The sequence below is a fragment of the Caldimonas brevitalea genome (genome assembly GCF_001017435.1).
Lineage (GTDB): Bacteria > Pseudomonadota > Gammaproteobacteria > Burkholderiales > Burkholderiaceae_C > Caldimonas > Caldimonas brevitalea.
Genome location: NZ_CP011371.1, coordinates 5,327,414 through 5,352,544, shown reverse-complemented (window position 1 = coordinate 5,352,544; position 25,131 = coordinate 5,327,414). Strand labels below are relative to the sequence as shown.

The following is a 25,131-nucleotide window of genomic DNA, read 5'->3' as shown; positions in this document are numbered from 1 at the left end:
TCGTGCGGCCGGTCCTTGCCCTGGGCGACACCACGGGTGAGGGGCGGTCCCGATGTGCGGCGCGAGCACGCCCAAGGCGCCGCGCTTGTGACAGACTTCGCGCCATGGCCCTCAAATCCACCATCTTCAAGGTCGATCTTCAGATCGCCGACATGGACCGTCATTACTACGCGGACCATGCGCTGACGCTTGCACGCCACCCCTCCGAAAACGACGAGCGCCTGATGGCGCGGGTGCTGGCGTTCGCGCTGCATGCCGACGACACCCTGGCCTTTGCCAACGGCCTGACCAGCAACGACGAGCCCGACCTGTGGAAGCGCGAGCTGACCGGCGACATTTCACTGTGGGTCGACGTCGGCCAGCCCGAAGAGAAGCTGCTGCGCAAGGCCAGCCACCGCGCCCGCGAGGTGGTGCTGCTGTGTTTCGGCCGCACCGCCGAGGTCTGGTGGGCCCAGAACCGCAGCGCACTGGAGCGCTACGACAACCTGAAGGTGCTGCACCTGTCCCAAGAGGCCGTGCAGGCGCTGGCGGCCCTGGTCGAGCGCACCATGCGGTTGCAATGCACCATCCAGGACGGCCAGATCTGGCTGGGCCATGAGCGGCAGACCGTGCAGCTCGAAGTGGCCGTCTGGAAGCAGCCGAAGGCCGGCCCGCGCTGAAGAAGCTGCAGCCCGCCCGCAGGGCTCAGGCGCGCTGCAGCTTAGGCGCACGCGAGCGCAGCCGCCTCAACACGCGCCAGCCGAGCAGGGCGCCGAGGACGGCGGCGTAGACCGCCACCTCGGCCTGGTCGTTCTTGCCGGCACGCATCCAGAAGAAGTGCAGCAATCCGAGGCCGGCGACCGCGTAGACCAGCCGATGCAGTGTTTGCCAGCGGGTGGCGCCGAGCGCCTTGATGGCGCGGTTGAACGAGGTCGCGGCCAGCGGCAGCATCAGCAGCAGCGCCGCGAAGCCGACCAGGATGAACGGGCGTTTGGCGATGTCGCGGACGATCTCGTCCAGGTAGAAACCCATGTCGAACCACGCGTAGGCCAGCAGGTGCAACACGCCATAGAAAAACGTGAACAGCCCCAGCAAACGCCGAAAACGCGCCAGCGCATGCCAGCCGGTGGCCTGCCGCAACGGCGTCACCGCCAGCGTGCCGCACAGCAGGCGCAGCGTCCAATCGCCCAGCGAACGGATCAGCGCTTCGGCCGGGTTGGCCCCCAGCGTGTCGGTTGCCGCGCCGTAGACCAGCGCCGCCAGCGGCAGCAGACACAGGACGAAGACGACAGGCTTGGCGGCGGGGTGGAGCAGGCTGCGCACGGTGGCTCGCGCGTCGTCAGTAAAACTTCTTCAGGTCCATGCCGGCGTACAGCTGGCCGACCTGGGCTTCATAGCCGTTGAAGAGCGTGGTCGGGCGCCGGCGCTGGAACAGGCCGTCTTCGCCGATGCGCCGCTCGGTGGCCTGGCTCCAGCGTGGGTGGTCGACCTTCGGGTTGACGTTGGAGTAGAAGCCGTATTCCTGCGGCGCCGAGACGTTCCAGGCGGTGGCCGGCTGCTTTTCGACCAGACGGATCTTGACGATGGACTTGGCCGACTTGAAGCCGTACTTCCATGGCACGACCAGGCGCACCGGCGCGCCGTTCTGGTTGGGCAGCACCTCGCCGTACAGGCCGAAGGCGAGCAGGCTGAGCGGGTGCATCGCTTCGTCGAGCCGCAGGCCCTCGACATACGGCCACAGCAGCACCCGCGAGTTGACGCCGGGCATCTGCCGCTTGTCGGCCAGGCTGTGGAATTCGACGAACTTCGCGTTGCCGGTCGGCTCGGAGCGCCTGATCAGCTCGGCCAGCGAATAGCCCACCCACGGGATCACCATCGACCAGCCCTCGACGCAGCGCAGCCGGTAGATGCGCTCTTCCATCGGCGCGAGCTTGAGCAGGTCGTCGAGCGCCCAGACGCGCGGCTTGCCCACCGCGCCTTCCACCGTCACGGTCCACGGCCGGGTCTTGAGCGTGCCGGCCAGCCTTGACGGGTCTTCCTTGTCGGTCCCGAACTCGTAGAAGTTGTTGTAGGTGGTCACATCGCCGTAGGGGGTCGGCTTCTCCATCGTCACGGAACCGGGGAGCGTGCTGCGGGTGGCCGACAGGGCGGCGAGCTTCTGCGGACGGGCGATTTGTTGGGCGTGCGCCTCGCGCTGGGCCCACCCGGCCAGCGCGACACCGGCGCCGCCGGCTGCCATCCAGCGCAACAGTTCGCGGCGCTGCTCGTAGACGGCGCGCGGCGTGATGTCGGAGGCGGTCGGGTGCTCGTAGCCGCGGTTTTTGTCGAGGAAATGCATGCGGGTCTTTCGGGCAGTCTGCTGGTTCGACGGGCAGGAAAGGATTTTGGTTCCTCCTGCAGATACGCATGCCGACGCACAACGGTTACACCGACCCGTCCGGCGGCCCACCGGCACCGGCCTGGGCGCACGGCGCTTCCGGGTTCAGCGGCCGAGGTCGTCGTGGAAGTCGGTGTCGATGACGTCGAGGCCGGTCGCGGGCGGCGGCTCGCCGTCGGCGACCGGGGGCAGATGGGTGACGGCGTCGAGGGCAGCCGGGTCGAACAGCTTGAGCGAGTTGCGGTTGCGGTTGTCGCGGAAGCTTTTGCGCGAGAACAGCTTTTGCTGCGCCTCGGGCGGCAGGTCGGTGATGCGGATCAGGTTGCGCGCGATCAGCAGGTCGATCACGTCTTCGAGCACGCGCACGAAATCGGCGTCCAGCGCCTGGAAGCGGTCTTCGCTGCGCGGGGCCGGCGGTTTGCGGCCGACGAAGGCTTCGACGTCCGGATGGTTGTCAGGCAGGAATTCCTGCGTGTGCGGCGTCGGCTCGAGGTGCAGGCTGACAACAACGCCGTGAAAGTTGCGAGCGACGAAAGGCATGGCAGGCGGCGCATGGACGGAGTGGATCCACCCACTATACGCCGCCCTCAGGCGCCGGCGCTCACAACTCGCCGTAGGAATGCAGGCCCGAAAGGAACATGTTCACGCCCAGGAAGGCGAAGGTGGTCACCGCCAGCCCGGTCAAGGCCCACCAGGCCGCCACCGTGCCGCGCAGGCCCTTCATCAACCGCATGTGCAGCCAGGCGGCGTAATTGAGCCAGACGATCAGGGCCCAGGTTTCTTTCGGGTCCCAGCTCCAGTAGCCGCCCCAGGCCTCGGCGGCCCACAAGGCGCCCAGGATGGTGGCGATCGTGAAGAAGGCGAAGCCGACCGCGATCGACTTGTACATCACGTCGTCGAGAATCTCCGGGCCGGGCAGGCGCTCGGCGATGCGGCGGCGGGCCATCAGGATGCCGGCGACGATCAGCGCGGAGATGCCGAAATACACCGCCCAGTAGCGGCTGGTGCCCCCGTCGGCGGAAGGCCGGAACACCACCGGCTCGAAACACAGCACCACGCCCAGCGCCCACAGCGGCGCCAGCTTGTACCAGCGCGTTTCGCCGGCCTGCTGCTTGATCAGGTAGGCGAAGGCGACCATGGCCGCCAGCGCGAAGCAGCCGTAGCCGATGAAGTTGGCCGGCACGTGCAGCTTCATCCACCAGCTCTGCAGTGCCGGCACCAGCGGCTGGATCTCGTGTGCGCCCCGCACGACGGTGTACCAGAGCAAGAAGCCGACGGCTGCACTGACGACCAGCATCACGAAGGCGCCCAGCGCGCGGGTCTTGTACAGGTCTTCGTAATACAGGTAGAAAGTCGCCGTCAGCCAGCAGAACAGCACGAACACCTCATAGAGGTTGCTGACCGGAATGTGGCCGATGTCGGGGCCGATCTGGTGGCTCTCGAACCAGCGCACCAGCGTGCCGATCAAGGCCATGCCGACCGCCACCCAGGTCAGGCGCGACGCCAGCTTTTCGGCCGTGCCGCTGGTGCCGCGTGCGAAAAAACCGATCCAGTAGAACGCGGTGCTCATGAAGAACAGCACGCTCATCCACAGAATCGCGCTCTGGCTGGACAGGAAATACTTGAGCAGGAACACCTGGTCCGCCTGCGCCAGGTCGGCCCCAAAGGCGTCGGTGCTGCGCATGTAGAGCGCAATGGCCAGCAGGGCGGCGCCGCCGGTGGCCAACATCAGCGTGCGCAAGGGCCGCCAGAACCAGCCGATCCAGACGGCGGCCGGCGCCGCGCCGATCAGGATGGCTTTTTCGTATTCGTCCATCGCCCCGGCGTAGCGGGCGAAGGCGTAACCGGCGCCGACCACGACCGCCAGCGCGAACAACCAGTCGAACCAGCTGCGGCGGGCGAAATAGCCGGGTGCGTTCAGGCTGAGGGTGGTGGTGTTCATCGTGCCTCCGGTGCCACTGGGGCGAGCAGAGCGGTTTTCAGGGAATCGAACTCGCGGTCGATGTCGAGCGATTTTCGGGTGGACGACAGGGCGGCCGTGAGCTGGGTGCCGCCCTCGGCCCTGGTTTGGAGCCAAATCCAGACGCGCCGTTCCCTGACATACAGCATCGCGAACACGCCCAGCACCAGCAGCAAACAGCCCAAATACACGAGCTTCTTGCCCGGCGCGCGGGCCAGCTGGAACACGCTGGCCTGCACCTGCTGGAAGTCTTTCAGCTCGAGCAGCACCGGGGCGGGGTAGAAGGCGGCGTCGGACAGGGCCAGCACCGCCTGGGTCATGAAGGCCTGGGTTTTTTCGTCCCCCGGCAGCGGCTTGGCGCCGGCTTGCTCGCGCGTCAGCTGCGTCAGCTCATACAGCGTGCCGTTGAGGATGCGGATCAGCACTTCCGACGTGCGGCCCCGGTCGGCCTCGGGCACGTTGGCCTGCATGAAGTCGGCGATCGCCTGCAGGCCGCCGGTCACCGGCTTGCCCGGCGCCCCCGGCTCGTCGCCGGCGAACAAACGCAGCGCGCGCTGCGCCGACACCCGCAACTGCTCGGCCAGCTCCGGCTTGTCGGCACCCACCGCCTGCGCCACATAGCGGTCGACCGCGCGATCGCGCAACTCGGGGTTCAGCACGCCGGCGCGCATGCGCATCCACGTCTCCAGGCTGTCCTGGTCGTCGGCGGGGATGCGCAGGTAGCGGAACGGCTCGGCGGGCGTCTCGCGCACGCCGGCCAGAAACACACGCTGGCCGTCCAGCTCCACCGGCAGCATGTAGTTGTGGAACTCGCGCGCCTGGCCGCTCGCGTCGCGCAGCTTGTAGTTGATCGACGGGCCGACGTTGCGCAGCGTTTTCTCGCCCTTGGTCTTGGCGCCCGAGCCGAGGTGGCTCTCAAGGCTTTGCACCAGGTCGACCTTGCGCACGTCGGTGGCGCCTTGCGGTGCGCCGAGGTTCTCGACGTTGATCACCCGCAGCGCGGTGAATTCGAGGCCCAGCTTTTCATCGCGGTTGGTCAGGGTGGTCGAGCCGCCGACTTCACCGGAGACTTCGAAACGTTTGGCGCCGCCATTCATCGGGTAGGCCTGCAGCTTCAGCTTCGAGCCGCCGTCGTCGAAGCTCGACTGGTAGATCGCGACACCGCGGTGGAAGGCCGGCTGGTTGACCTTGACGGTGGCCGGAATGGCGCGACCGGTCTCGTGGTCGTGGATCACGATTTCGCTGGCGAACAGCTTGGGCATGCCGGTCTCGTAGTAATCGACAATGAACTTCTTCAGTTCGATGTCGAACGGCACGGGCTGTAGCAGCACGCCATCGGACTGGTTCAGGATCACCGTGTCCGAGCGCGAGCCTTCAGGCACCAGCATGTTGCCGCGGAAGGTCGGGTTGCGCAGGCTCAGCCGGTGTTCGTCGGCTACATCACGGATGAAGCCGCTGCCCGCATAAGGTGTCTTGCCGGCCAGCCACATCTGGGCGCGCACCACCAGGTCGCCGTCGAACAGGCCGCCGAGGCAGATCAACACGATGGACGAGTGCGCCGCCAGATAGCCGAGCCGGTTCACGCCGCCCTTCTTGGCCGCCACCATCACGCCGTGCTCGCGCACCTGGGCGCGGGCCTTCCAGTGGTTGCGCTGCAGCAATCGTGTCAACCGCTCCAGCGCCTGGTCGCGCGTCTCGGGCAGCTCGGCGGTGAAGCGATGGTGGAAGGCCTGCAGGCTCTGCTCGCGCAGATGCTCCTTGTAGGTCTTCAGGTCGTGCAGGATCTTGGGCGTGTTGCGCGCGATGCACAAACTGGTCGAGACCACCAGGAAGGCCAGGATCAACAAAAACCACCAGGCGCTGTAGATCGAATAGAGACGCGCCGCGCCGAACACTTCGGACCAATAGGGGCCGAACTGGTTGACGTAGTTGACCAACGGCTCGTGCTGCTTGACCACCGTGCCGATCACCGAGGCGATGCAGATCACGGTCAGCAGCGAGATCGCGAAGCGCATCGACGACACCAGCTCCACGGCTTCGCGCAACACCCGCGAGCGGGAACGAACTTCAAGACCGGTGGTGGAGGCAGACATGGGCGAGGATTATCGGGCCGGGGCGTGGCGGGCGAGGGCCCGGCGGGCTATGGCCGCACCGGGAAAGAAAAAAGGCGGGCATCCCTCCCGGGACCCGCCTCTGTCGGCCATCAGGGCCGCCCGGCACGGGCTGCCGTCACTGACGCGGTTGCGTGTTGCGCCTGGCCCACGGCCTTCACGCCGCACCGCATCCGCCACCGCCGTGTCGACAGGCCTTCGGGCCCGGCGTCCAGTTGCGCTTCAGCGCAAACCGGCGATGTAGTCGGAAACCGCCTGGATCTCGCGATCCGACATCTTCGACGCGATCGCGCTCATCTGGGCGTTGTTGGCACGGGCACCGGCGCGGAAGGCGTTCAGCTGCGCCAGCGTGTAGTCGGCGTGCTGGCCGCCCAGGCGGGGGTACTGCGACGGGATGCCGGCCCCGGTGGGGTTGTGGCAGCCGGCGCAAGCGGGCACCTGCTTGTCGGCGATACCGCCGCGGTAGATCTTCTCGCCCAGCTCGACCAGCTCTTTGTTCTTGGCAAAGCCGGGTTTGACTTCCTTGCTGGCGTAGAAGGCCGCCACATTCTTCATGTCGGCCTCGCTGAGCGCTGCCGCGAAGCCCTGCATCACCGGGTTTTTTCGTTTGGCCGCCTTGAACTCCGTCAGCTGCTTGACGATGTATTCCGGGTGCTGACCCTGCAGGATGGGGTTGGCCGGGCTGCCGCGCGAGCCGTCGACCGCGTGGCAGGCCGCACACACCTGGGTGGCGATGGCCTGGCCCTTGGCAAGGTCGGGCTTTGCGGGAGCCGCGGCGTCGGCCGCCACGGCAGGAGCCGCTGCGAAGGCAGCGAGCAGCAAGGAAACGACAGATTTCATGGCGTGGGAGGGATTTTGTGGGCCGGGTGCAAAACCGCGGGATTTTACAATGCGCTCCACAATGTCCGAATCCCAACGCTCCGGCGCACCCTCCCAGCCCCCGTCCGCGGGTCCTTCGCCTGCCGAGGTCACCGCCAAGGTGGCACTCGGCTGGGCCCACACCGCGCGTTTTTTGACCACCGCGAGCAAGCTCGACCAACTGCCGCAACACGAGCTGCCGGAGATCGCCTTCGTCGGCCGGTCCAACGCCGGCAAATCCACCGCCATTAACACGCTGACGCAGCAGCGCCAGCTGGCCTTCGCGTCCAAGACGCCCGGCCGCACGCAGCACATCAACCTGTTCGAGCTGGGCCCGAAAGCCGCCGCGGACACGGTGTTCGCCGACCTGCCGGGCTACGGCTATGCGGCGGTCGAGCGCTCGGCCAAGCTGCGCTGGCAGGAGGTGATGGCCAACTACCTCGAAGTGCGGCGCTGCCTGAGCGGCGTGGTGTTGCTGGTCGACCCGCGCCACGGCATCAAAGACCTCGACCACCAGCTGCTGCAGTTCGTCGCGCCGCGCGTGAGCTCTGGCCAGGTCAAGCTGCTGGTGGTGCTGACCAAGGCCGACAAGCTCAACCGCAAGGAACAGGCGCAGGCGCTGCGCGACGCCCAGCAGGTGTTGGGCGAGTTCGTCACCGACGAGGCCGACATCGGCATCACGCTGTTCTCGGCGCTCAACAAGTCCGGGCTCGAAGACCTGGCGCTGACGCTGCACGGCTGGGCCCATCCGGAGCCGGCACCCGGGCCGGCCGACGTCGCCTAGGTGACGCGGCGTCCGACAGGCCGACTTGATACTCGTCAACCAAGTCAGCATGATCGGAGCCCGTCGATGACCTCTCCCGCGATCGAGACCTACTTCGCCGACCTGCCGCACGGGATCCGGCTCTCGTGCCGCGCCTGCGGCCCCCGCGATGCCCCGGTGCTGGTGTTCTTGCACGGCTTTCCCGAGGCGGCCTTCATCTGGGACGACGTGATGCTGTCGCTGGCCGACCGCTGGCGTTGTGTGGCGCCCAACCTGCGCGGCTACGAGGCCTCATCGAAGCCGACCGAGGTCGAAGCCTACCGGGCCAAGCACCTGGTGCAGGACCTGGTCGCGCTGATCGAATCGCTCGGGGCGCCGGTGGCCGGTCTGGTCGCCCACGACTGGGGCGGCGCGGTGGCCTGGAACCTGGCGGTGCAGCAGCCCCAGCTGATCGGCCGATTGGCGATCCTGAACTCGCCGCACCCGGCGACATTTTTGCGCGAACTGCAGCGCAACCCGGCGCAGCAAGAGTCGAGCGCCTACATGAACTTCCTGTGCCGCCCCGATGCGGAGACGCTGCTGGCGGCAGACGACTACGCCAAGCTGTGGCCCTTCTTCGCCAACATGGGCGTGGTGCAGGACTGGCTGACCGACGCGGTGAAAGCGCAATACCGCGCGGTGTGGGACGCGGGCCTCACCGGGCCGCTGAACTACTACCGGGCTTCGCCGCTGCGGCCGCCGACCGAAGCGGACCGCGCCGCGCTGAAGATCGAGTTCCAGCCGGAGCAGGTGACGGTGCGCGTGCCCACGCTGGTGCTGTGGGGCGAGAACGACGTGGCGCTGCCGGTTGGCCTGCTCGATGGGCTGGAGGCCTATGTGCCGCAGATGACCTTGCGCCGTGTGCCGGGCGCCAGTCACTGGATCGTGCATGAGGAACCGGAACTGGTGAGCGCGGCGCTGCGCGAGCATTTCTCCGCCGCCGGGCCGGTGCCCGGCTAAGGTTCTCCCGACGCCACCGTCGGTCCTGGCCGCGGCCTGGGTGCCCGGCCGGCCCTCTCGCTTCCCCCTCGCCGCGCAGCCGGCAGCACGCCCGCCGTGACCCGTCAAGGCGCGCCGCTGCGGCGGCTCGCCTTTCCCTTGGCAAGGAACAACCCTGCGTTTAACGTCGGCAAGATCACCGGAGACCGCCGTGGCCTTGCCGTCCTGTCTTGTCCCCTCTTGGGGAGGTCGCCGCCGCCTGTGCGCCTCGGGCGCCGGCACGGGGAGCGCAGGGCGTCTGTCCGCACGGGCGGTGGGGGCGGATGCGTGGGCGCGAGTTCCAGCGCGCGCGCCGCCACGCGGGCCATCCGTCTCCCGCCGGGTCCAACGGCTGGCGCTACTGGTGCTGCCGCTGCTCGCGCTGCTGCTCGACGATCCAGCCGGGCCGGCGCTGGCGCAGCAAGCTTCACCCCCGCCGTCGGCACCGTCAGCGCCGGGCCCCGACACACCGCCTGGCACTGTCTTGCGTTATGGCCTGCTGGCAGACTTCGGCCCCTTCCAGATGTGGCCGTCCGGGGGGCCGCCCGGGGGCGCCGACCTCGAGTTGCTGCAACGCATGGCCCCCAAGCTCGACGCGGTCATCCTCCCGGTGCGTTACGAGAGTTACCCGGCCCTGGAAGCCGATCTGCGCCAGGGCAAGATCGATCTGGCCAGTTCGGTGGCGCGCACCCCCGAGCGCGAGCGCGGCTTGGCGTTTTCGATGGGCTATGCCGTGATCAACCAGGCCCTGGTCACCCGCGCCGCGGACACCTCCGCACCGACGACGCCGGACCTCGGCGGCCGGCGCATCGCGGTGGTCACCGGTTATGTGTCGGCGGTCAGGGCACGCGAGTTGTTCCCGGCGGCCACGCGGGTGGAGGTGGGCTCGCTGGAACAAGGCCTGCGGAGCGTGCTCGAGGGTCGAGCCGACATGCTGCTCGAAGCCGAGCCGGCCATCGTCGCGTTGATCGAGCGCGAGCGCCTGACGGGGTTGCGTCTCGCCCGCACGCTGACATTGCCGTCCGGCGAGTTGCATTTTGTCGTGCCGTCGAATCGGGCAGCGCTCGCGCAGCGCATCTCGGCGGCGCTCGACACCCTGGGCGAGGCCCGTCGACTCGAGATCATCCAGCGCTGGAGCCCGCGGCCGGTGGCGGTCAAACGCAGCAGTCAACTGGTGTTCACGGCGCACGAGCTGCACCACCTGCGGGAGATGAGGCCGCTGGTCGCCGGTGTGGTGGTGCACCACCCACCCTTCACTTTTCTAGATGCCTCAGGTGAGCCGGCGGGTCTGTCGGTCGACGTGCTGCGCGTCGTGCTCGCACGGCTCGGGCTGCGCGTCGGGCGCTGGCGGGCGGCGGGGGCTCCCGAGATCGCCCAGGCGATGGCGAACGGTGAGATCGACGTCGGCGTCGGCTTGATCGAAACCGGAAAACTCGGCAGCCAGCTGCGCTTCGTCGGGCCCTTCATGGAATACCCGATGGTGCTGATCGGCCGTCCCGGTACCACTCTGTGGGACCTGGAGCAGATGAACGGGCGTCGGCTGGCCCTGCCGGCGCAGCACTTCTCGCGGCCGCTGATCGACGCCCGGTACCCCGGCATCAAGCAGGTGGCCTGTGACGACGTCGACCGCTGCCTCGGACGGGTGCGGCGTGGCGAGGCCGACGCGGCGCTGGCGGGGCTGTTGGAGGTGACGACACAGTGGGGCGAGCGCCTCTACGGCGACATGCAACTGACCGGGGCCGTCGGCGAGGTGCGCCACGAACACGCGCTGGCCGTGGCGCGGACCGACGCGGCTCTGCCGCCTTTGCTCAGGCGGGCGCTCGACGCGGTGATGCAGGACGAACTGGTGGAGCTGAAGCGCCATTGGATTGCGCCACCCTCGCCGCAGCGGGCGGTGCGTGTCGCGCTGCTGCGAACCTTGCCGTGGGCGGTCGGCTTGCTGCTGGTCCTGCTCGGCGCCTGGTGGTGGCACATCGGCCGGCTGCGCGATGAAGTGCGGCGCACGCGCCTGGCGCAGCAAGAGGCCGAGCGCCACAGCGTTGCCGTCGAGCGCTTCGTCACCTTTCTCGCGCACGAGGTGCGCAATTCGCTGCACTCGGTCATCGCCGGTACCGAGTTGCTGCGCAGCGCGCAGCAGGCGACGCCGAACATCATCGCGCCGCTCGCCGCGTCGGCCCGGGCGACGCTGGGGCTGCTGAACAACCTGCTCGATCGCGACCGGCTGGAGGAAGGGCGGCTCAAGCTGAGCGTCGAGTCGGCCCGGCTGACGCCGGCGCTGAGCAGCGTCGTCGAGGAGATGCGGCCGGCGGCACAGGCCAAGGGCTTGTCGCTGCGGCTGGTGCCGGCCGAGCATGACCCCCTGCTGTGCATCGATGCGATGCGGCTGCAGCAGATCGTGCGCAACCTCCTCAGCAACGCGATCAAGTACTCGCACGCCGGTGAAGTGTGCGTCCGGGTGCGCTGCGAGCCGGTGGAGGGCCGCCAGCCGGCGCATGACACCGTCGAGATCGCCGTGTCCGACCAGGGGCCCGGGCTGACGGCGCAGGAGCAGGCGCAGTTGTTTCAGCGTTATTTCGTCGGCGCACAAGGCCGCGCTGCATCCGAGAGCGCCTCGGGTCTGGGGCTGGCGTTGTGCCGTGACCTCGCCGTGCTGATGCACGGCCAGTTGACCCTGCACAGCCAACCCGGGGTGGGGACGACGGTGGTGCTGAGTTTGCAGGCGCGCCGTGTCGACGGCGAGCCGCTCCCGGCTGACCCGCCGGCCCGGGAGCGCGCCCGGCCGCGGGTGCTGCTGGTGGAGGATGCCGAGGTCTACGCGATGTTGCTCGAGCAGGCGCTCGAGCAACAGGGCTTCGAGGTGCACACGGCGACGACGGTCGCGCAGGCCATCGAAGCCCTGCAGGCCGACGGGCCGCCGATCGAGGCGGTGCTGAGCGACGTGAACCTGCCCGATGGGGACGTGTTTCCGATCCTCGACGTGCTGCGCCAGCGCCCGGGCGGCATGCCGGGCACGGTCGCGGTGATGTCAGCCGAACGCGACGAAGCCTTGGTGTCGCGATTGCAGGAGGCCGGCGTGAAGATCTCTCTGCAGAAGGCCGGCGACGTGCGGCTGTTGGTCGGCCGATTGCTGCAGCATGCCGCCTGGTCGCGCGGCGGATAGTTTCGGGCCCTATCCCACCCATACGTGATCATGAGACAGACCCTGCGCGAGCGAAAAGAAAAAAAGGGCCGCTGTGCAGCGGCCCTTTTCGATCGGCTGTCAGCAGATCAGGACAAAGACATTACATGTCCATGCCCATGCCGCCCATGCCGCCAGGCATGCCGCCGCCGGCGGGCGCGTCTTCCTTCGGCGCTTCGGCGACCATGCACTCGGTCGTCAGCATCAGCGAAGCGACCGAGGCGGCGTTTTGCAGTGCCGTGCGGGTCACCTTGGTCGGGTCCAGGATGCCCATCTCGATCATGTCGCCGTACTGGCCGTTGGCGGCGTTGAAGCCGTAGTTGCCCTTGCCGCTCAGCACGGCGTTGACGACCACGCTCGGCTCGTCGCCGGCGTTGGCGACGATCTCGCGCAGCGGGGCTTCGATGGCCTTCAGGATCAGCTTGATGCCGGCGTCTTGGTCGGGGTTGTCACCCTTGATCTCGCCAGCAGCCTGACGGGCGCGCAGCAGCGCGACACCGCCACCGGCCACGATGCCTTCTTCGACGGCGGCACGGGTGGCGTGCAGTGCGTCTTCGACACGGGCCTTCTTCTCCTTCATCTCGACCTCGGTGGCAGCGCCGACCTTGATCACGGCCACACCGCCGGCCAGCTTGGCCACGCGCTCTTGCAGCTTCTCGCGGTCGTAGTCGGAGGTGGCTTCCTCGATCTGGACGCGGATCTGCTTGACGCGCGCTTCGATGTCAGCGGCAGCACCAGCACCGTCGATCAGGGTGGTGTTTTCCTTGCCCACTTCGACACGCTTGGCCTGGCCCAGGTCAGCCAGCGACACCTTCTCGAGCGTCAGGCCGACTTCTTCCGAAATCACCTTGCCGCCGGTCAGGATGGCGATGTCTTCCAGCATGGCCTTGCGACGGTCGCCGAAGCCCGGAGCCTTGACGGCCACGACCTTCAGGATGCCGCGGATGGTGTTGACCACCAGGGTCGCCAGCGCTTCGCCTTCGACTTCTTCAGCGATGATCAGCAGCGGGCGGCCGGCCTTGGCCACTTGCTCCAGCGTGGGCAGCAGGTCGCGGATGTTGCTGATCTTCTTGTCGTAGAGCAGCACGAAGGGGTTGTCGAGCAGCGCGGCTTGCTTCTCGGGGTTGTTGATGAAGTAGGGGCTCAGGTAGCCGCGGTCGAACTGCATGCCTTCGACGACGTCCAGCTCGTTCTCGAGCGACTTGCCGTCTTCGACCGTGATCACGCCTTCCTTGCCGACCTTGTCCATCGCGTCGGCGATGATCTTGCCGATCGACTCGTCGCTGTTGGCGGAGATCGAACCGACTTGCGCGATTTCCTTGCTGGTGGTGGTCGGCTTGGAAGCCTTCTTCAGCTGCTCGACCAGGATCGTCACAGCACGGTCGATACCGCGCTTCAGATCCATCGGGTTCATGCCGGCGGCCACATACTTCATGCCTTCGCGCACGATGGCCTGGGCCAGCACGGTGGCGGTGGTGGTGCCGTCACCGGCGTTGTCGCTGGTCTTGGAAGCAACTTCCTTGACCATCTGGGCGCCCATGTTCTGGAGCTTGTCCTTCAGCTCGATTTCCTTGGCGACCGACACACCGTCCTTGGTGACGGTGGGGGCGCCGAAGGAGCGCTCGAGCACGACATTGCGGCCCTTGGGGCCCAGGGTCACTTTGACTGCGTTGGCCAGGATGTTGACACCCTCGACCATGCGGGCACGGGCGTCGCCGCCGAAGATGACGTCTTTAGCTGCCATGTTTGATTTCTCCGTATGCTTGAAACTTGTGGGTGAGGTCGTTGCGGTCGGAGAATTACTTCTCGATGACGGCGAACAGGTCCTCTTCGCGCATCACCAGCAGCTCGTCGCCGTCGACCTTGACGGTCTGGCCGCTGTACTTGCCGAACAGCACGCGGTCGCCCACCTTGACGTTCAGGGCCACGAAGTCGCCCTTGTCGTTGCGCTTGCCCGGGCCCACCGCGAGAACTTCACCCTGGTCGGGCTTCTCGGCGGCGTTGTCGGGGATCACGATGCCCGAAGCGGTCTTGGTTTCGTTTTCGAGGCGCTTGACGATCACGCGATCGTGCAACGGACGAAGTTTCATTGCATCTCCTTGGTTGAGAAGGCACTTCCTGAAAAGGAATGAGCGCAAGTGAGCGCTCATCTGCATCACTAGCACTCGCTTGGAAGGAGTGCTAACAGGACGAATTATAGGGATGGCCGACGTGGTTTCAAGAGACTACGAACAGCGGGGAATTACGGGCTTGGCGAACCAGAGGGGCCGCGGTCCCGGCGGGCGGCTGCGCGCTGCGAGCAACGGGCGGCTCCAACCGGCAGCCCGACAGTGGTCAACGCGGCGACAGCGGTGTGCGAACGCCGCAATCCGTTACGTCGTCGGGGGGGCGGACGCGGAAAGCCAGCCCACGTTCAGCGCGTCGGTGTCGGGCCGGCGCCGCCGGGCCGGGGCGAACGCCTCAGCGGGGTGCGGCTGAGGTGACGCGCCAGACGATGTTGCCGACGTCGTCCGCCACCAGCAAGGCGCCGTGCTGGTCGAGCGCCACGCCGACGGGGCGGCCCTGGGCCTCGCCCTGGTCATTGACGAAGCCGGTCAGCACCTCGAGCGGCCGGCCGCTCGGTTGGCCGTCTCGAAAGGGCACGAACACGACCTTGTAGCCGCTCAGCGGCTTGCGGTTCCAGGAGCCGTGCTGGCCGACGAACATGCCGCTGGCGTAGAGGGGCGGCAGGCTGGTGCCGCCCGACCATGCCAGCCCGAGTGACGCGGTGTGCGGTCCGAGCGCGTAGTCGGGGACGATGGCCTTGGCCACCAGGTCGGGGCGCGGTGGCGAGACACGGGTGTCCACATGCTGGCCGAAATAGCTGTAGGGCCAGCCGTAGAAGCCGCCGTCGCGCACCGAGGTCATGTAGTCGGGCACCAGGTCGCTGCCGATTTCGTCGCGTTCGTTGACGGCGGTCCACAAGGCGCCGGTGGCGGGTTGCCAGGCCAGGCCGTTGGGGTTGCGCAGGCCCGAGGCGAAGATGCGGTGCGTCCGGCTCTGGAGGTCGACTTCCCAGATCGCGGCCCGGCCTTCTTCGTGTTCCATGCCCCTCTCGCCGACGTTGCTGTTCGAACCGGTGGTGACGTAGAGCTTGCGGCCGTCAGGGCTCGCGATGATGTTCTTGGTCCAGTGGTGGTTGATCGGCCCGCCCGGCAGGTCGACTACCTTCTCGCCCGGCGTGGTCAGCCGGGTTTGCCCCGGTGTATAGGGAAAGCGGAGCACCGCGTCGGTGTTGGCGACGTACAGGTGCGCGCCGACCAGTGCCATCCCGAACGGCGAGTTGAGCCCTTCGAGCAGGATCGAACGCTGCTCGGCGATGCCGTCTGCGTCGGTGTCGCGCAGCAAGGTAATGCGGTTGGCACTCGGCACCCCTGCGCCCGCCTTCTGCATCACCTTCTTCATCACCCAGGCGTGGATGCCTCCGCCTTCCGGCTTGGGCGGCGCATTGCTCTCGGCCACCAGCACGTCGCCGTTGGGCAGCACATGCAGCCAGCGCGGATGGTCGAGGTCGCGTGCGAAGGCCACCACGGCCAGGCCCGCGGTCGGGCTCGGCTTGCCGCCCTCCGGCCAGCCTTTTGCCGGTGCGATGTGCACGGTGGGGATCAAGGTGCGGTTGGGCTCGGGCAGTTGGGGCGCCGGCCCCGTGCCCGCAGCGACCGTCAGGTTCGCGGTGTCACCGCAGCCCAGCAGCGCCAGGCCGCAGGCCAGGACGGCCGTCCGTCGCAGCGGGCGGGAGGGAGAGGGCAGGTGGGGGTGCATCGGTTCTCCTTCGGTGGCATGAGCCGCGTCGAGCGCGACGTGCTCGATCAGTCCGGAATTTCGTCGATCGAGCGGGGCTCCACGCGTTCGCGGACGTTCATCTCATGACGGAAGCGCGACGACATCTCGTAAGCCTTGATGCGCACCCGCATGATGGAGCCGAGGGGGCGATGTGCCTCGATGCCGTGCCACGGGTTGAAAGACAACACATCGTCGGCATAGACGCGCCGGGCCGGGCTGTAGGCCGGCTGCGCCGGGAACACCAGCTTGCCGACCGGCAGGTAGGGCGAGTCCGATTCGGGCCACACCACCGAGGCGTCTTCGATCGGCATGCGCTGTACGTCGGTGCACAGCTGCACACGCAGTTCGTACTCCGCGCCTTGCGCCGCGAAGAAGTCGACCACCAGGTCGCGCAGCAACGAGTCGCCGTCGCCGTTGACATGCTGGCCGGCAAGTCGCTTCACGTTTTCGGACAAGGGCGCCGCGCTTACCTTGGCCACGTAGTCGCCGTAGCGCAACGCCGCCATGCTGTAGTAGGTGTCGCCGAGCGGGTGGAGGTCGGGGCTGCCCACCGCCTCCAGCGTCGGATGGTCGACGTGCAGCAGGTCAGCCACCTTGCCGGCGCCGCGCGCGAGTGCCGCCACGGCACGGCGCACCAGTTCCGGGTTGTCTGCGTGCTTTTCCATCGTCTGCTGCACTTCCCAGTAGGCGTGGACGTGGCCGAAGGGGATCACGGGATGATTGACGAGCAGAAAGTCCTGCGTGCGTGCCTCGCCGCGCCCGGGCAGCAGCCGAGGGCCGTCGACACCGATCAGCTTGAGGGCCATGCCGCGCGGCGAGGGCACACGGTCGCTGAGGATGTCGCCCGGAGCGCTCGACAGTCGCGCCACCACCGGGTAACGCCGCGCTGCGGCAAACACACCTTGACGCAGCGGCTCGGGCAGCCCGTCGTAGACGATCAGCTCGCCCTTGAGCACGCCGTGGCTCTTGGCATGCGCGTCGCGGGTGGCGTGGCGGTGACGGTCGAACACCTTGCGGTTCACCCGGCCCATCGAGGCGACGATCTTGTCGATCAGCTCTTCTTCGTCGGCCTGCCGGGTTTCGATCTGGTCGCTGTAGCGGACGTACTGCAGTGGTTGCTGCGCTTGCGGCATTGGAACACTCCCTTGAATTTAGAGGTATGAAGGGCGGTGCCGGGCGGTTGGATCGCCGCGGCGTGCCATGAGGGGCTGCGAGGCAAGGCGCGTGCCGAGGCCGCAGTGCGGACGTCGGCGTGGTGAGGGCGGAAGACGATGGCGGCGGCGTGGGCCGCGCCTCAATGGCTCGCCTGCCGCGGAGGAGCAGGCGGTGGCATGTGCCACACGAAGAGAGAGCAGAAAGGCCGGCGCCCTTCAGGCAAAGCGCCGGCCCGGGCGCCGTCAGGCGCCGTAGATGAAGTCGGCCGCGGTCACGGTACCGGCCGCGACGACGGTGACCGTGCCCAGCAGCGCCGCATCACCGCCCGCCGCGGTGGTCGGGTTGTACCAAATCTCGCCGTCGGTGGTGTCGACGTAGATGCCGCTGATGTTGCCTGCCGCATTGCCCGTAAAGTTGGCGCCCTTGAAGAAGGACCCGGTGGCCAGCGCATTGCCGGGCACGTTGCCACCGACGAAGGTGAGGCCCAGCACCCCCGGGCTGATGGCACCCGGCAGGCCGTTGTCGAGCTGGTTGATCAGCACGATGCTGTCGGCCGTGACGAAGTCGACGATGGCGTCGGCGTCGGCAGCGCCACGGAATCCGAACACGAAGGTGTCGGCCCCGCCCCCCCCGGTGAGGGTGTCGTTGCCGTTGCCGCCGCGCAGGTCGTCGTTGCCGCCGCCGCCGTCGAGCGTGTCGGTACCGACATTGCCGAACAGGGTGTCGGTGCCGTTGTCGCCGTTGAGCGTGTCGTTGCCGGCATTGCCGGCCAGCACGTCTGCTCCGTTGCCGCCGTTCAGGTTGTCGGCGCCATTGCCGCCGTTGAGCGCGTCGACGCCGTTGCCGCCGTTGAGCGTGTCGTTGCCGTCGCCGCCGTTGAGGGTGTCGGCCCCGTTGTCGCCGTTGAGCGTGTCGCCGCCGGCGCCGCCGTTGACGATGTCGGTGCCGTTGCCAGCGTTGATCGAGTCGGCGCCGGCGTTGCCGTTCAGCGTGTCGGCCCCGTTGCCGCCGTTGATGATGTCATCGCCGTCGCCGCCGTTGATCGTGTCGGCCCCGTTCTCGCCGGACAGCGTGTCGTTGCCGCCCAGGCCGTTCAACAGGTTGTCGGCCGAGTTGCCGGTGATGATGTTGGCGAGCGCGTTGCCGGCGCCGTTCAACGCCGTGACCGGGGCGGTGTTGTCGAGCGTCAGGTTCTCGATGTTGTCGGTCAGCGTGATCGCCACCAGGCGCGAGATGACGGTGTCGGTGCCTTCGTCGGCGAATTCGATGGCACGGTCGCCGGCCGAGTTGAGCAGATAGGTGTCATCGCCTTCCAGGCCGATCAAGCGGTCTTCACCGGCGGACCAGTTGGCATTGAGGATCGAGGTGGGGTCGGCGGAGGTGTCGGTGATGACATCGTTGCCGGGGGTGCCGTTCAGGATTGCCATGAGAGAACTCCTTGTGTTGGGGTCGAGGTGCTGCTGCCAGTGCGGCCCTCGCACTGGCGCCGCATGCGGCGTGAGGGCGACGGGCGAGCGACATCTGCCGGCAGCACCCGCGGGGGCTGCCGGTCGGAGACGTCACCGACTGGCGGATTCGAAAAACATATGTGGGCCGCGTCGAGGCGGCGCTGAGGTGCGTCGTTCCGCCCGGCAGTTGGCCCGGCCTGCCGGGACATCGGTCTCTTGGTTATGAACTGCAAGGGGGACAGCAGGCCGCGTCCGCAGGGTGCGCGCTGGGAGAGGCGCGGCCCTGCAAGTCGGGCCAGTTCACACTAGGCGATGATGTGGAGGCAGCAAGAACAAAATGTGAACATAGACCCTGGTAGAAGATGAGGCTTCATCCTCTACCAGGACACTAGGTCTCGCCGTCAGGCGCAAGCCGAAGACCACAGGTCGAGTTGGGCGTCGAGCAAGGTGACCCGGCGGGCCGGCAATCTGTTCAGTTGCGCCAGCAACAGCTGGCAGGTCTCGGCGTCGAAGCGGGCGGGTCGGTGCAGCAGCGCGGCGATGTCATCGCCGTCGCGGGCGGTCCCCAGATAGGACCAACGGTCCAGCAGGTGGAGAGCATCCGCCTCCCGCACGCCGATGGCGCCGGGGTAGGGCCACGCTGGCACGGCCGCTTGCGGCAGTGGCTGCGCCGGCGCGGCAGGGGCGTTGTGTCGTGGCTGCAGCACCTGACGCAACGCCAGTTCTTGCAGCGCACTGCCGAGCGGGCCCGAGGTGGCTCGCCACTCGACCCGTCGCACTTGTTGCGACAGCGGCTTGCCCTGTGCCTGCCCGCTGCGCAGGTGCGACAGCACGCGCTGCCGCAGCCGGCTTGCGCGTCCAACATACAGGGCTTCGTCGTGCTCGCCGTAGAAGAGGTAGACGCCCGGCCCCTCGGGCAGGTCGTGGAGCCCGGGCAACTCGAGCTGGGCGGGGCGCGCGGCGCCCCCCAGCTGACGCCGCAGGGCGCCGGTGAACACGTCGGCCGAGAGCTCCCGGCTCGCTGCCTGCCAGAACTGCCAGATCAACTGCGCGTCGCCCAGGGCCCGGTGCCGGTGGGTGACCTGCAGGCGGTGCCGTGCCACGAGGGCATCGAGGTTGTGGCGCTCCTGCTCGGGATACAGCCGGCGCGACAACTTGACCGTGCACAGCACCTGCGGCGCGAAGGCGACGCCGATCGCCTGCAGATGATGCCGCAGAAAGCCATGGTCGAAGCCGGCGTTGTGCGCGATGAACAGCCGTCCCTCGAGCCGGCGGACGATCTCGGGTGCCAGGCTTTCGAAGCGGGGTGCGTCGGCCACCATCGCGTCGGTGATGCCGGTCAGCGACTGGATGAAGGGCGGGATCGGGCGGCCCGGGCACACCAGGCTGCTCCACTCGCGCACGCCGGCAGCATCCACCTCGATGATGGCGACCTCGGTGATCGTGTCGCTGCCGGCGCTGCCGCCGGTCGTCTCGAGGTCGACGAAGGCCAGGCGCGGGTGGACCGACAGGCAGCGTTGCAGTTCGGACGGGCTCATGGCATGGGTGCGCTGGCGGCGTGCGGGTTTTTCAAGGCACCTCGTGGCCGGTGCTGGCCGACCAGATCTCGTGCCAGGTCGGCGCGTCGAGCGGCACCGACAAGGCCGCCACCGCCTCTTGCACCGCCTCGATGCGACGCGAGCCGACGATGGGCAGCGGCAGGGCGGGGTGGCGCAGCAGCCAGGCATAGGCGACGCTGGCCGGGCTGCAGCCGTAACGCGCCGCAATGCGCTCCAGGCAGGCACGCACGCGGCGGCTGCGTTCGTCGTCGCCGGTGAACAGGCGACCGCCGGCCAGCGGTGACCAGATCATCGGCTTGAGGCGCAGTTGCTGGGCCTGGTCGAGCGTGCCATCGTGCAGGGCCTGCAACTGCAGCGGCGAACACTCGACCTGGTTGGTCGACAGCGCGGTGCGGCTGGCCAGCAGCGAGAACTGCGCCGGGGTGAAGTTGGACACGCCGAAGTGCAGGACCTTGCCGGCCTGGCGCAGGTGGTCGAAGGCACGCGCCACCTCGTCGGCGTCCATCAGCGGGTCGGGCCGGTGGAGCAGCAGCAGGTCGAGGTGATCGGTCCGCAAGGCCCGCAGCGAGTGTTCGGCCGACGCGACGATATGGTCGTAGGAGGTGTCGTAGGCCTTGAGCCGGTGCTCGGGGCGCGCCGCCGACACCAGCTGGATGCCGCACTTGCTGACGAGCTGCAAACGTGCGCGCAGCGACGGTGCCAGCGCGAGGGCCTCGCCGAACAAGGCCTCGACCGTGTAGCCGCCGTAGATGTCGGCGTGGTCGAAGCTGCTGACGCCCACCTCCAGGTTCTGCTCGATCCAGCGCTGGCGCTGCTGCGGCGTCCAGCCCCAGGCGTCCATGCGCCAGGCGCCGGCGACGATGCGCGACAACTGCAAACCGTTGGGGCACAACGAGACCCGGGGCACGGGCGGGCGGGTGTCTGTCATGCGTTGAACAGGAAGTTGTGGCGGTGAGCCGCTTGCGGCGTGGGCTTGCACAGCCGGTCATCCATGGGTCGTCATCTCCGTCTAGGTTTGGCTCGATGCCGGGCGGCATCTTATCGCCATGCCTGCCGGCGCACACGAGCGTTCCAGGCATGGCCTGATGGCGCGGTGCCGAACCGCTTGCCCGGAGCGTCAGATCGAGTCCGACCGGGGCCGCAGGGCCGCCGCAGCCGGGTCCTGCCCTGAGGTCCCGGTCTTGACGAGGTGGATGTCCGTGTCGCCGCGTTGTGCAGCTTGCTGGGCGATCGGCCGGTGGTAGGCGGGCGCGGAGGCTCCTTCGACACTGACGGCGTTGCCGCGTCGGTCATGGTATTGCGGCGACAGCGCGGTCGTGCTGGGCACTGTCTGCAGGGACGGCAGCTCGGTCGCGCCGCGCGCCCGCAGATCTCGCAGCGCCTGTCCGGCGGTCGGACCGTGCTCGGCTGGCACCAGGACCTGCTGCATCTCCCCCGGCCTGATCGGTGCGCGCTGTTGCTCGTGCGCCGCGGCAGACGCCGAGGGGCCCGAGGCATCGGCGGTGACGACGAAGGAGCTGTGCATGCGTCGCGACGCTTCGGTTTGGCCTGCAGGTGTCAACACCTGCTCGTTACCCAGCGTCCGGAGTGCCATGGCCCGGAAGTCGGCCGGGAGCTGCTGCAGGTCGGCACGTTGCTCATTACTCAGGCGTGCGAGGGTCTCCTGCTCGGTCGGCGCGCGAGCCGGCAGCGCGGTGTCACGTTCGAGCGCGACCGTCAGCGCACCGTGATGCCGGTTCGTCACGGCGTTCTGCGCCACTTGCGCCTGCGCGTCGGCCGGTTGTCGGCCCGGCATGCGGGTCACTTCGACCTGGTCGGTGTCGCGCGCGTTGCCGTCGTGCGAGGCGTTGAAGTCGACGCCGCGCTGCCGCATTTCGGGCTGCGAGAGCACGCCGTGCGTCATCACACTGCGAAAGGTCCCGTAGAACGCGGCGTCGCCATGGAGGCTCGGCGCCGAGTTCGTGGGTGCGAGGTTCGCCGGTCGGCTGCGCAGTCCGCTCAATGTTCCGTCGCCACCCAGCTGGCCTTGTGTGTCCGGGGCGGATGACGCCGAAGCATGGCTGGACGACAACGAACGCTGGGCGGGGGTGTTGGCCTGGACGGGCGCGTGCCCAGGACCTTTGATGGGGGACACCATATGCGATCGCTCTCGAGGGTTGAAACCTTGCCGATCACGATAAGCGACCGAGAAGGTCGAGCACGAGGGAGCAGCGAAGCCGGTGTACGTCCGCCGAAGTTCGGCCCTCCCCTGCCCGACGCCGAGCCCTTGTTCTCGAATCATCTTCACGACTTGCAGCTTGAATGCCGCGTCGAAGGTTCGTCTGGTCTTCTTGCTCGTCTCTACTGGGTTCTCTTCGGGGTGAATCCCTTGTCGAGGTGTCGATCAAGCTTGGACCACGACAGGCGGGTCGCTTACCCCAGATGCCGAAGCGCACCGCTTCAAGCCATTCGCGCCGGCGTCTTTCTGGACATCTTGTGGGCCACGGGCCGCTCGATACCCCGTCCCCGGTGCAGCGCGGCGTTGGTGCGCTTGCGCACACTCGCTGCCTATACTTCAGCAGTCGACCTCCGCAAAGGCCGCCGCTTCGGCGGTCTTCGGATCTTGGCTGTGCTGGAGCTGTCATGGCAACGCGTCCGGATCCCAGGAAGAATCTCCTTTTGGCAGCATTACCCGCCGAGGAGTGGGCGCGCTGGATATCAGCGCTCGAACCGGTAGAGATGCCGCTCGGCGAGGTGCTGTACGAGTCGGGCATGGCCATGACCCATGTGTACTTCCCCACCACTTCTATCGTGTCGCTGCTGTACGTGATGGAAGACGGCGCCTCGGCGGAGATCGCCGTGGTCGGCAACGAAGGCATCGTCGGAATATCGCTGTTCATGGGCGGCGAGACCACGCCCAGCCGCGCGGTCGTGCAAAGCGTGGGCGAAGGCTTTCGCATGCGCGGGCATTTGCTCAAGGACGAGTTCAACCGCTCCGGTCCGGTGCTGCATTTGCTGCTGCGCTACACGCAGGCGCTGATCACGCAGATGGCGCAGACAGCGGTGTGCAACCGCCATCACTCGCTGGATCAGCAGCTGTGCCGCTGGCTGCTGCTCAGCCTGGATCGGCTGCAGTCGAGCGAGCTGGTCATGACGCAAGAGTTGATCGCCAACATGCTCGGCGTGCGGCGCGAAGGTGTGACCGAGGCAGCAGCCAACCTGCAGCGCGCTGGACTTATCACGTACCGGCGCGGCCACATCACGGTGGTGGACCGCAAGGGGCTCGAGCAACGGACCTGCGAGTGCTATTCGGTGGTCAGGAAGGAATACGAGCGCTTGCTTCCGCTTGGGACGGCGCAATAGAGGCGGCGCTCGACGCTGCGAGCGCCCCCCGACCGACTGTCGCAGCGCCGAATTCAGTTGCAGGGTCAGCACGGGCCGCCTCTTGGCCGGCACCGACCTCACTCGCGGTCCCGGCTTCGGGCCCGAAGGGTGCTCTCGGCATAATCGATTGCTTGCTCAAGCAAGAGGAAACGCTGGCGTTCGTACAGATACGTCCCCTCCCGAAAGTCAACATTCATGTCCTGCATCAAGTCCATCTGAAGTGCTGTCGGCGCCCGGGCTTCGGGAGGGTTGGCCCAGGGTGTGCTCCACCGTTGCAATTCCCCCGACACGATCGCTGGCCGGCGCGATCGTCAGGCTGCGCCTCACCTCCGCGGGCCGCCGCGGTCCCACCGAACCGCCCTCAGATGTGAACCTGTCCTCCGCTTCGCACTGCGACGGCGCCAAGGGACGCTGCCTGGTTCTGATTTCATTCATGACGTTGCTCCATTCCAGCCATTCACACCGCTGGATTCAAGCAGTTTGACAAAGCGGACCGAGTGCGTCGGTGCGCTGAAGCACATCTCCGGGTTCATCGGCGTGACCGCCGTGTGTGTCCCGTCAACACGTCTTCCCGCGCTACGGCCGCTGCAGGATCGCCTCGGCATAGCGCTGGTCGGCGAGTGGAACAACCTTCCCGCGCCGTTGCAGTGAGCGGCCCATGAGCGCGCGGCCAGCGGCACTTCGTCGCTGAGTTGCCTGGGATGAGGCGGGAGATGGCGATCCTTCACCGGATCGTCGCGTCGTAGGCGCGTCGATCCGCTGCGTAACAGCTGCACGCAGCCGCCTCCAAGCCGGCGCGATCGAGCACGATGATGTCTCCACGGCGGTAGCGGATGAGGTCCTGCCGCTGCAGATCGCTGGCCGCACCGGTGATGCCGACGCGGCGCACGCCCAGCATGTGGGCCAGGAACTCATGGGTCAAGTGGAAGCTGTCGGAATGCGCGCGATCCTGAGTCATTAGCAGCCAGCGGGCGAGCCGCGGCTCGACGTTGTGAAACCGCGTGCAAGCGGCCGAGATCGCAAGCTGCGCCATCAGCACGTAGACGTAGCGGTTCAGCGTCAGCTGGAGCGCCTTGCTGCCGGCAAGCTCGCGGCGAAACCGTCTCGCCGCAATGCGCCGTACCATGCCTGCACCCTGTACCACCGCATGCAGCGGGATGGCGCTCACCCCGAGGGCGAGCTGCGCCCCCAGCATGCCTTCGCGGCCCACCATGCCGACCTCGAGCCCGGGCTCGCCCCGGATCGCCGATACCAGCGAAATGAAGCAATCGCAGGGAAAGTACACGTGGCGAGTAGGCTCGCCCGGTTCGCACAATACCTCGCCCAGATCCAACTGCACCGTTTCGCAGGCGGCGAGCAGCGACACGCGGTCGCGGCGCGGCAGCAGGGCGAGCAGGTGATTTTCGGCAAGGGCCATGTCGCGAGTGTGCATGCACCGCTTCGGCTTGACCGTCTGCCAACGCACAGAGCATCGTCGCGAGCACGTCGTACGAAGAGGCCGCCTGCGACAACTGGAGCCAATCACTGATCGCGCGGCGGAT

General features: G+C 67.7%; 20 protein-coding genes. 5 read left to right on the top strand and 15 right to left on the bottom strand.

All coding sequences use genetic code 11. From position 1 onward, the window contains the following. Window positions 1-104 precede the first annotated feature (104 nt). A complete protein-coding gene (locus AAW51_RS22540) occupies window positions 105-659 on the top strand; it encodes a YaeQ family protein (protein WP_047196402.1) in 555 nt (184 codons plus the stop codon). Window positions 660-684: 25 nt separating this feature from the next. On the opposite strand, the gene AAW51_RS22535 is transcribed toward AAW51_RS22540, so the two are convergent. The 6 genes from AAW51_RS22535 to AAW51_RS22510 form a co-directional block, all read right to left on the bottom strand. After that, window positions 685-1,302 (bottom strand): protein-methionine-sulfoxide reductase heme-binding subunit MsrQ, encoded by a 618-nt coding sequence (locus AAW51_RS22535; RefSeq protein ID WP_047196401.1) that lies wholly within the window; start codon window positions 1,300-1,302, stop codon window positions 685-687. Between the two features lie 16 nt (window positions 1,303-1,318). Then, window positions 1,319-2,317 carry a protein-methionine-sulfoxide reductase catalytic subunit MsrP gene (gene msrP / locus AAW51_RS22530; protein WP_047196400.1) on the bottom strand — a complete coding sequence of 333 codons (999 nt, stop codon included), beginning with the start codon at window positions 2,315-2,317 and terminating at the stop codon, window positions 1,319-1,321. A gap of 144 nt (window positions 2,318-2,461) precedes the next feature. Beyond that, complete coding sequence (locus AAW51_RS22525) at window positions 2,462-2,896, bottom strand: hypothetical protein (RefSeq protein WP_047196399.1); 435 nt, start codon at window positions 2,894-2,896, stop codon at window positions 2,462-2,464. A gap of 61 nt (window positions 2,897-2,957) precedes the next feature. Then, entirely contained in the window at window positions 2,958-4,298 is a 1,341-nt protein-coding gene (gene ccsB, locus AAW51_RS22520) for a c-type cytochrome biogenesis protein CcsB (protein ID WP_047196398.1), read from the bottom strand. After that, entirely contained in the window at window positions 4,295-6,409 is a 2,115-nt protein-coding gene (locus AAW51_RS22515; protein ID WP_047196397.1) for a cytochrome c biogenesis protein ResB, read from the bottom strand. Before AAW51_RS22515 ends, ccsB begins: the two co-directional genes overlap by 4 nt. A gap of 240 nt (window positions 6,410-6,649) precedes the next feature. Then, window positions 6,650-7,267 carry a c-type cytochrome gene (locus AAW51_RS22510; protein WP_047196396.1) on the bottom strand — a complete coding sequence of 206 codons (618 nt, stop codon included), beginning with the start codon at window positions 7,265-7,267 and terminating at the stop codon, window positions 6,650-6,652. Window positions 7,268-7,328: 61 nt separating this feature from the next. Between AAW51_RS22510 and yihA the strand changes: the two genes are divergently transcribed. The 3 genes from yihA to AAW51_RS22495 all read left to right on the top strand — a co-directional run bounded on the left by yihA (window position 7,329) and on the right by AAW51_RS22495 (window position 12,225). Next, window positions 7,329-8,069 (top strand): ribosome biogenesis GTP-binding protein YihA/YsxC, encoded by a 741-nt coding sequence (gene yihA, locus AAW51_RS22505; RefSeq protein ID WP_157360013.1) that lies wholly within the window; start codon window positions 7,329-7,331, stop codon window positions 8,067-8,069. Between the two features lie 66 nt (window positions 8,070-8,135). After that, complete coding sequence (locus AAW51_RS22500) at window positions 8,136-9,047, top strand: alpha/beta fold hydrolase (RefSeq protein ID WP_047196395.1); 912 nt, start codon at window positions 8,136-8,138, stop codon at window positions 9,045-9,047. Between the two features lie 382 nt (window positions 9,048-9,429). After that, the gene (locus AAW51_RS22495; protein WP_047196394.1) at window positions 9,430-12,225 is read left to right on the top strand and encodes a transporter substrate-binding domain-containing protein; all 2,796 of its coding nucleotides are present in this window, start codon (window positions 9,430-9,432) and stop codon (window positions 12,223-12,225) included. Between the two features lie 121 nt (window positions 12,226-12,346). On the opposite strand, the gene groL is transcribed toward AAW51_RS22495, so the two are convergent. The 8 genes from groL to AAW51_RS22455 form a co-directional block, all read right to left on the bottom strand. Then, complete coding sequence (groL, locus tag AAW51_RS22490) at window positions 12,347-13,987, bottom strand: chaperonin GroEL (RefSeq protein ID WP_047196393.1); 1,641 nt, start codon at window positions 13,985-13,987, stop codon at window positions 12,347-12,349. A 55-nt stretch (window positions 13,988-14,042) separates the two neighbouring features. Next, entirely contained in the window at window positions 14,043-14,333 is a 291-nt protein-coding gene (gene groES, locus AAW51_RS22485; protein WP_047196392.1) for a co-chaperone GroES, read from the bottom strand. A gap of 370 nt (window positions 14,334-14,703) precedes the next feature. Further along, a complete protein-coding gene (locus AAW51_RS22480; protein ID WP_047196391.1) occupies window positions 14,704-16,044 on the bottom strand; it encodes a PQQ-dependent sugar dehydrogenase in 1,341 nt (446 codons plus the stop codon). 47 nt (window positions 16,045-16,091) lie between these two features. Further along, on the bottom strand, window positions 16,092-17,198 hold the full coding sequence (locus AAW51_RS22475; RefSeq protein ID WP_047196390.1) for a catalase family protein: 1,107 nt from the start codon (window positions 17,196-17,198) through the stop codon (window positions 16,092-16,094). A gap of 264 nt (window positions 17,199-17,462) precedes the next feature. Then, window positions 17,463-18,647: a calcium-binding protein gene (locus AAW51_RS22470; RefSeq protein WP_053013855.1), complete on the bottom strand. Its 1,185-nt coding sequence runs from the start codon at window positions 18,645-18,647 to the stop codon at window positions 17,463-17,465. Between the two features lie 422 nt (window positions 18,648-19,069). Beyond that, a complete protein-coding gene (locus AAW51_RS22465; protein WP_047196389.1) occupies window positions 19,070-20,206 on the bottom strand; it encodes an exonuclease domain-containing protein in 1,137 nt (378 codons plus the stop codon). Window positions 20,207-20,237: 31 nt separating this feature from the next. Then, window positions 20,238-21,155 carry an aldo/keto reductase gene (locus AAW51_RS22460; RefSeq protein WP_047196388.1) on the bottom strand — a complete coding sequence of 306 codons (918 nt, stop codon included), beginning with the start codon at window positions 21,153-21,155 and terminating at the stop codon, window positions 20,238-20,240. 189 nt (window positions 21,156-21,344) lie between these two features. Then, entirely contained in the window at window positions 21,345-22,130 is a 786-nt protein-coding gene (locus AAW51_RS22455; RefSeq protein ID WP_157360012.1) for a hypothetical protein, read from the bottom strand. A gap of 719 nt (window positions 22,131-22,849) precedes the next feature. Here AAW51_RS22455 and AAW51_RS22450 point away from each other — a divergent pair. Next, window positions 22,850-23,569 carry a Crp/Fnr family transcriptional regulator gene (locus AAW51_RS22450; RefSeq protein ID WP_047196386.1) on the top strand — a complete coding sequence of 240 codons (720 nt, stop codon included), beginning with the start codon at window positions 22,850-22,852 and terminating at the stop codon, window positions 23,567-23,569. Between the two features lie 745 nt (window positions 23,570-24,314). On the opposite strand, the gene AAW51_RS22445 is transcribed toward AAW51_RS22450, so the two are convergent. Then, complete coding sequence (locus AAW51_RS22445; protein WP_053013854.1) at window positions 24,315-25,022, bottom strand: Crp/Fnr family transcriptional regulator; 708 nt, start codon at window positions 25,020-25,022, stop codon at window positions 24,315-24,317. Window positions 25,023-25,131: the final 109 nt, after the last annotated feature.

Excerpts from the sequence above, each read along its gene's own strand:
- AAW51_RS22510 (WP_047196396.1), bottom strand. The coding sequence starts at position 7,267 with ATGAAATCTGTCGTTTCCTTGCTGCTCGCTGCCTTCGCAGCGGCTCCT.
- yihA (WP_157360013.1), top strand. The coding sequence starts at position 7,329 with ATGTCCGAATCCCAACGCTCCGGCGCACCCTCCCAGCCCCCGTCCGCG.
- msrP (WP_047196400.1), bottom strand. The coding sequence starts at position 2,317 with ATGCATTTCCTCGACAAAAACCGCGGCTACGAGCACCCGACCGCCTCC.
- AAW51_RS22500 (WP_047196395.1), top strand. The coding sequence starts at position 8,136 with ATGACCTCTCCCGCGATCGAGACCTACTTCGCCGACCTGCCGCACGGG.
- AAW51_RS22455 (WP_157360012.1), bottom strand. The coding sequence starts at position 22,130 with ATGACGCACGGCGTGCTCTCGCAGCCCGAAATGCGGCAGCGCGGCGTC.
- AAW51_RS22460 (WP_047196388.1), bottom strand. The coding sequence starts at position 21,155 with ATGACAGACACCCGCCCGCCCGTGCCCCGGGTCTCGTTGTGCCCCAAC.
- AAW51_RS22450 (WP_047196386.1), top strand. The coding sequence starts at position 22,850 with ATGGCAACGCGTCCGGATCCCAGGAAGAATCTCCTTTTGGCAGCATTA.
- AAW51_RS22480 (WP_047196391.1), bottom strand. The coding sequence starts at position 16,044 with ATGCACCCCCACCTGCCCTCTCCCTCCCGCCCGCTGCGACGGACGGCC.
- groL (WP_047196393.1), bottom strand. The coding sequence starts at position 13,987 with ATGGCAGCTAAAGACGTCATCTTCGGCGGCGACGCCCGTGCCCGCATG.
- AAW51_RS22445 (WP_053013854.1), bottom strand. The coding sequence starts at position 25,022 with ATGCACACTCGCGACATGGCCCTTGCCGAAAATCACCTGCTCGCCCTG.
- AAW51_RS22475 (WP_047196390.1), bottom strand. The coding sequence starts at position 17,198 with ATGCCGCAAGCGCAGCAACCACTGCAGTACGTCCGCTACAGCGACCAG.
- AAW51_RS22515 (WP_047196397.1), bottom strand. The coding sequence starts at position 6,409 with ATGTCTGCCTCCACCACCGGTCTTGAAGTTCGTTCCCGCTCGCGGGTG.
- AAW51_RS22465 (WP_047196389.1), bottom strand. The coding sequence starts at position 20,206 with ATGAGCCCGTCCGAACTGCAACGCTGCCTGTCGGTCCACCCGCGCCTG.
- groES (WP_047196392.1), bottom strand. The coding sequence starts at position 14,333 with ATGAAACTTCGTCCGTTGCACGATCGCGTGATCGTCAAGCGCCTCGAA.
- AAW51_RS22525 (WP_047196399.1), bottom strand. The coding sequence starts at position 2,896 with ATGCCTTTCGTCGCTCGCAACTTTCACGGCGTTGTTGTCAGCCTGCAC.
- AAW51_RS22540 (WP_047196402.1), top strand. The coding sequence starts at position 105 with ATGGCCCTCAAATCCACCATCTTCAAGGTCGATCTTCAGATCGCCGAC.
- AAW51_RS22470 (WP_053013855.1), bottom strand. The coding sequence starts at position 18,647 with ATGGCAATCCTGAACGGCACCCCCGGCAACGATGTCATCACCGACACC.
- ccsB (WP_047196398.1), bottom strand. The coding sequence starts at position 4,298 with ATGAACACCACCACCCTCAGCCTGAACGCACCCGGCTATTTCGCCCGC.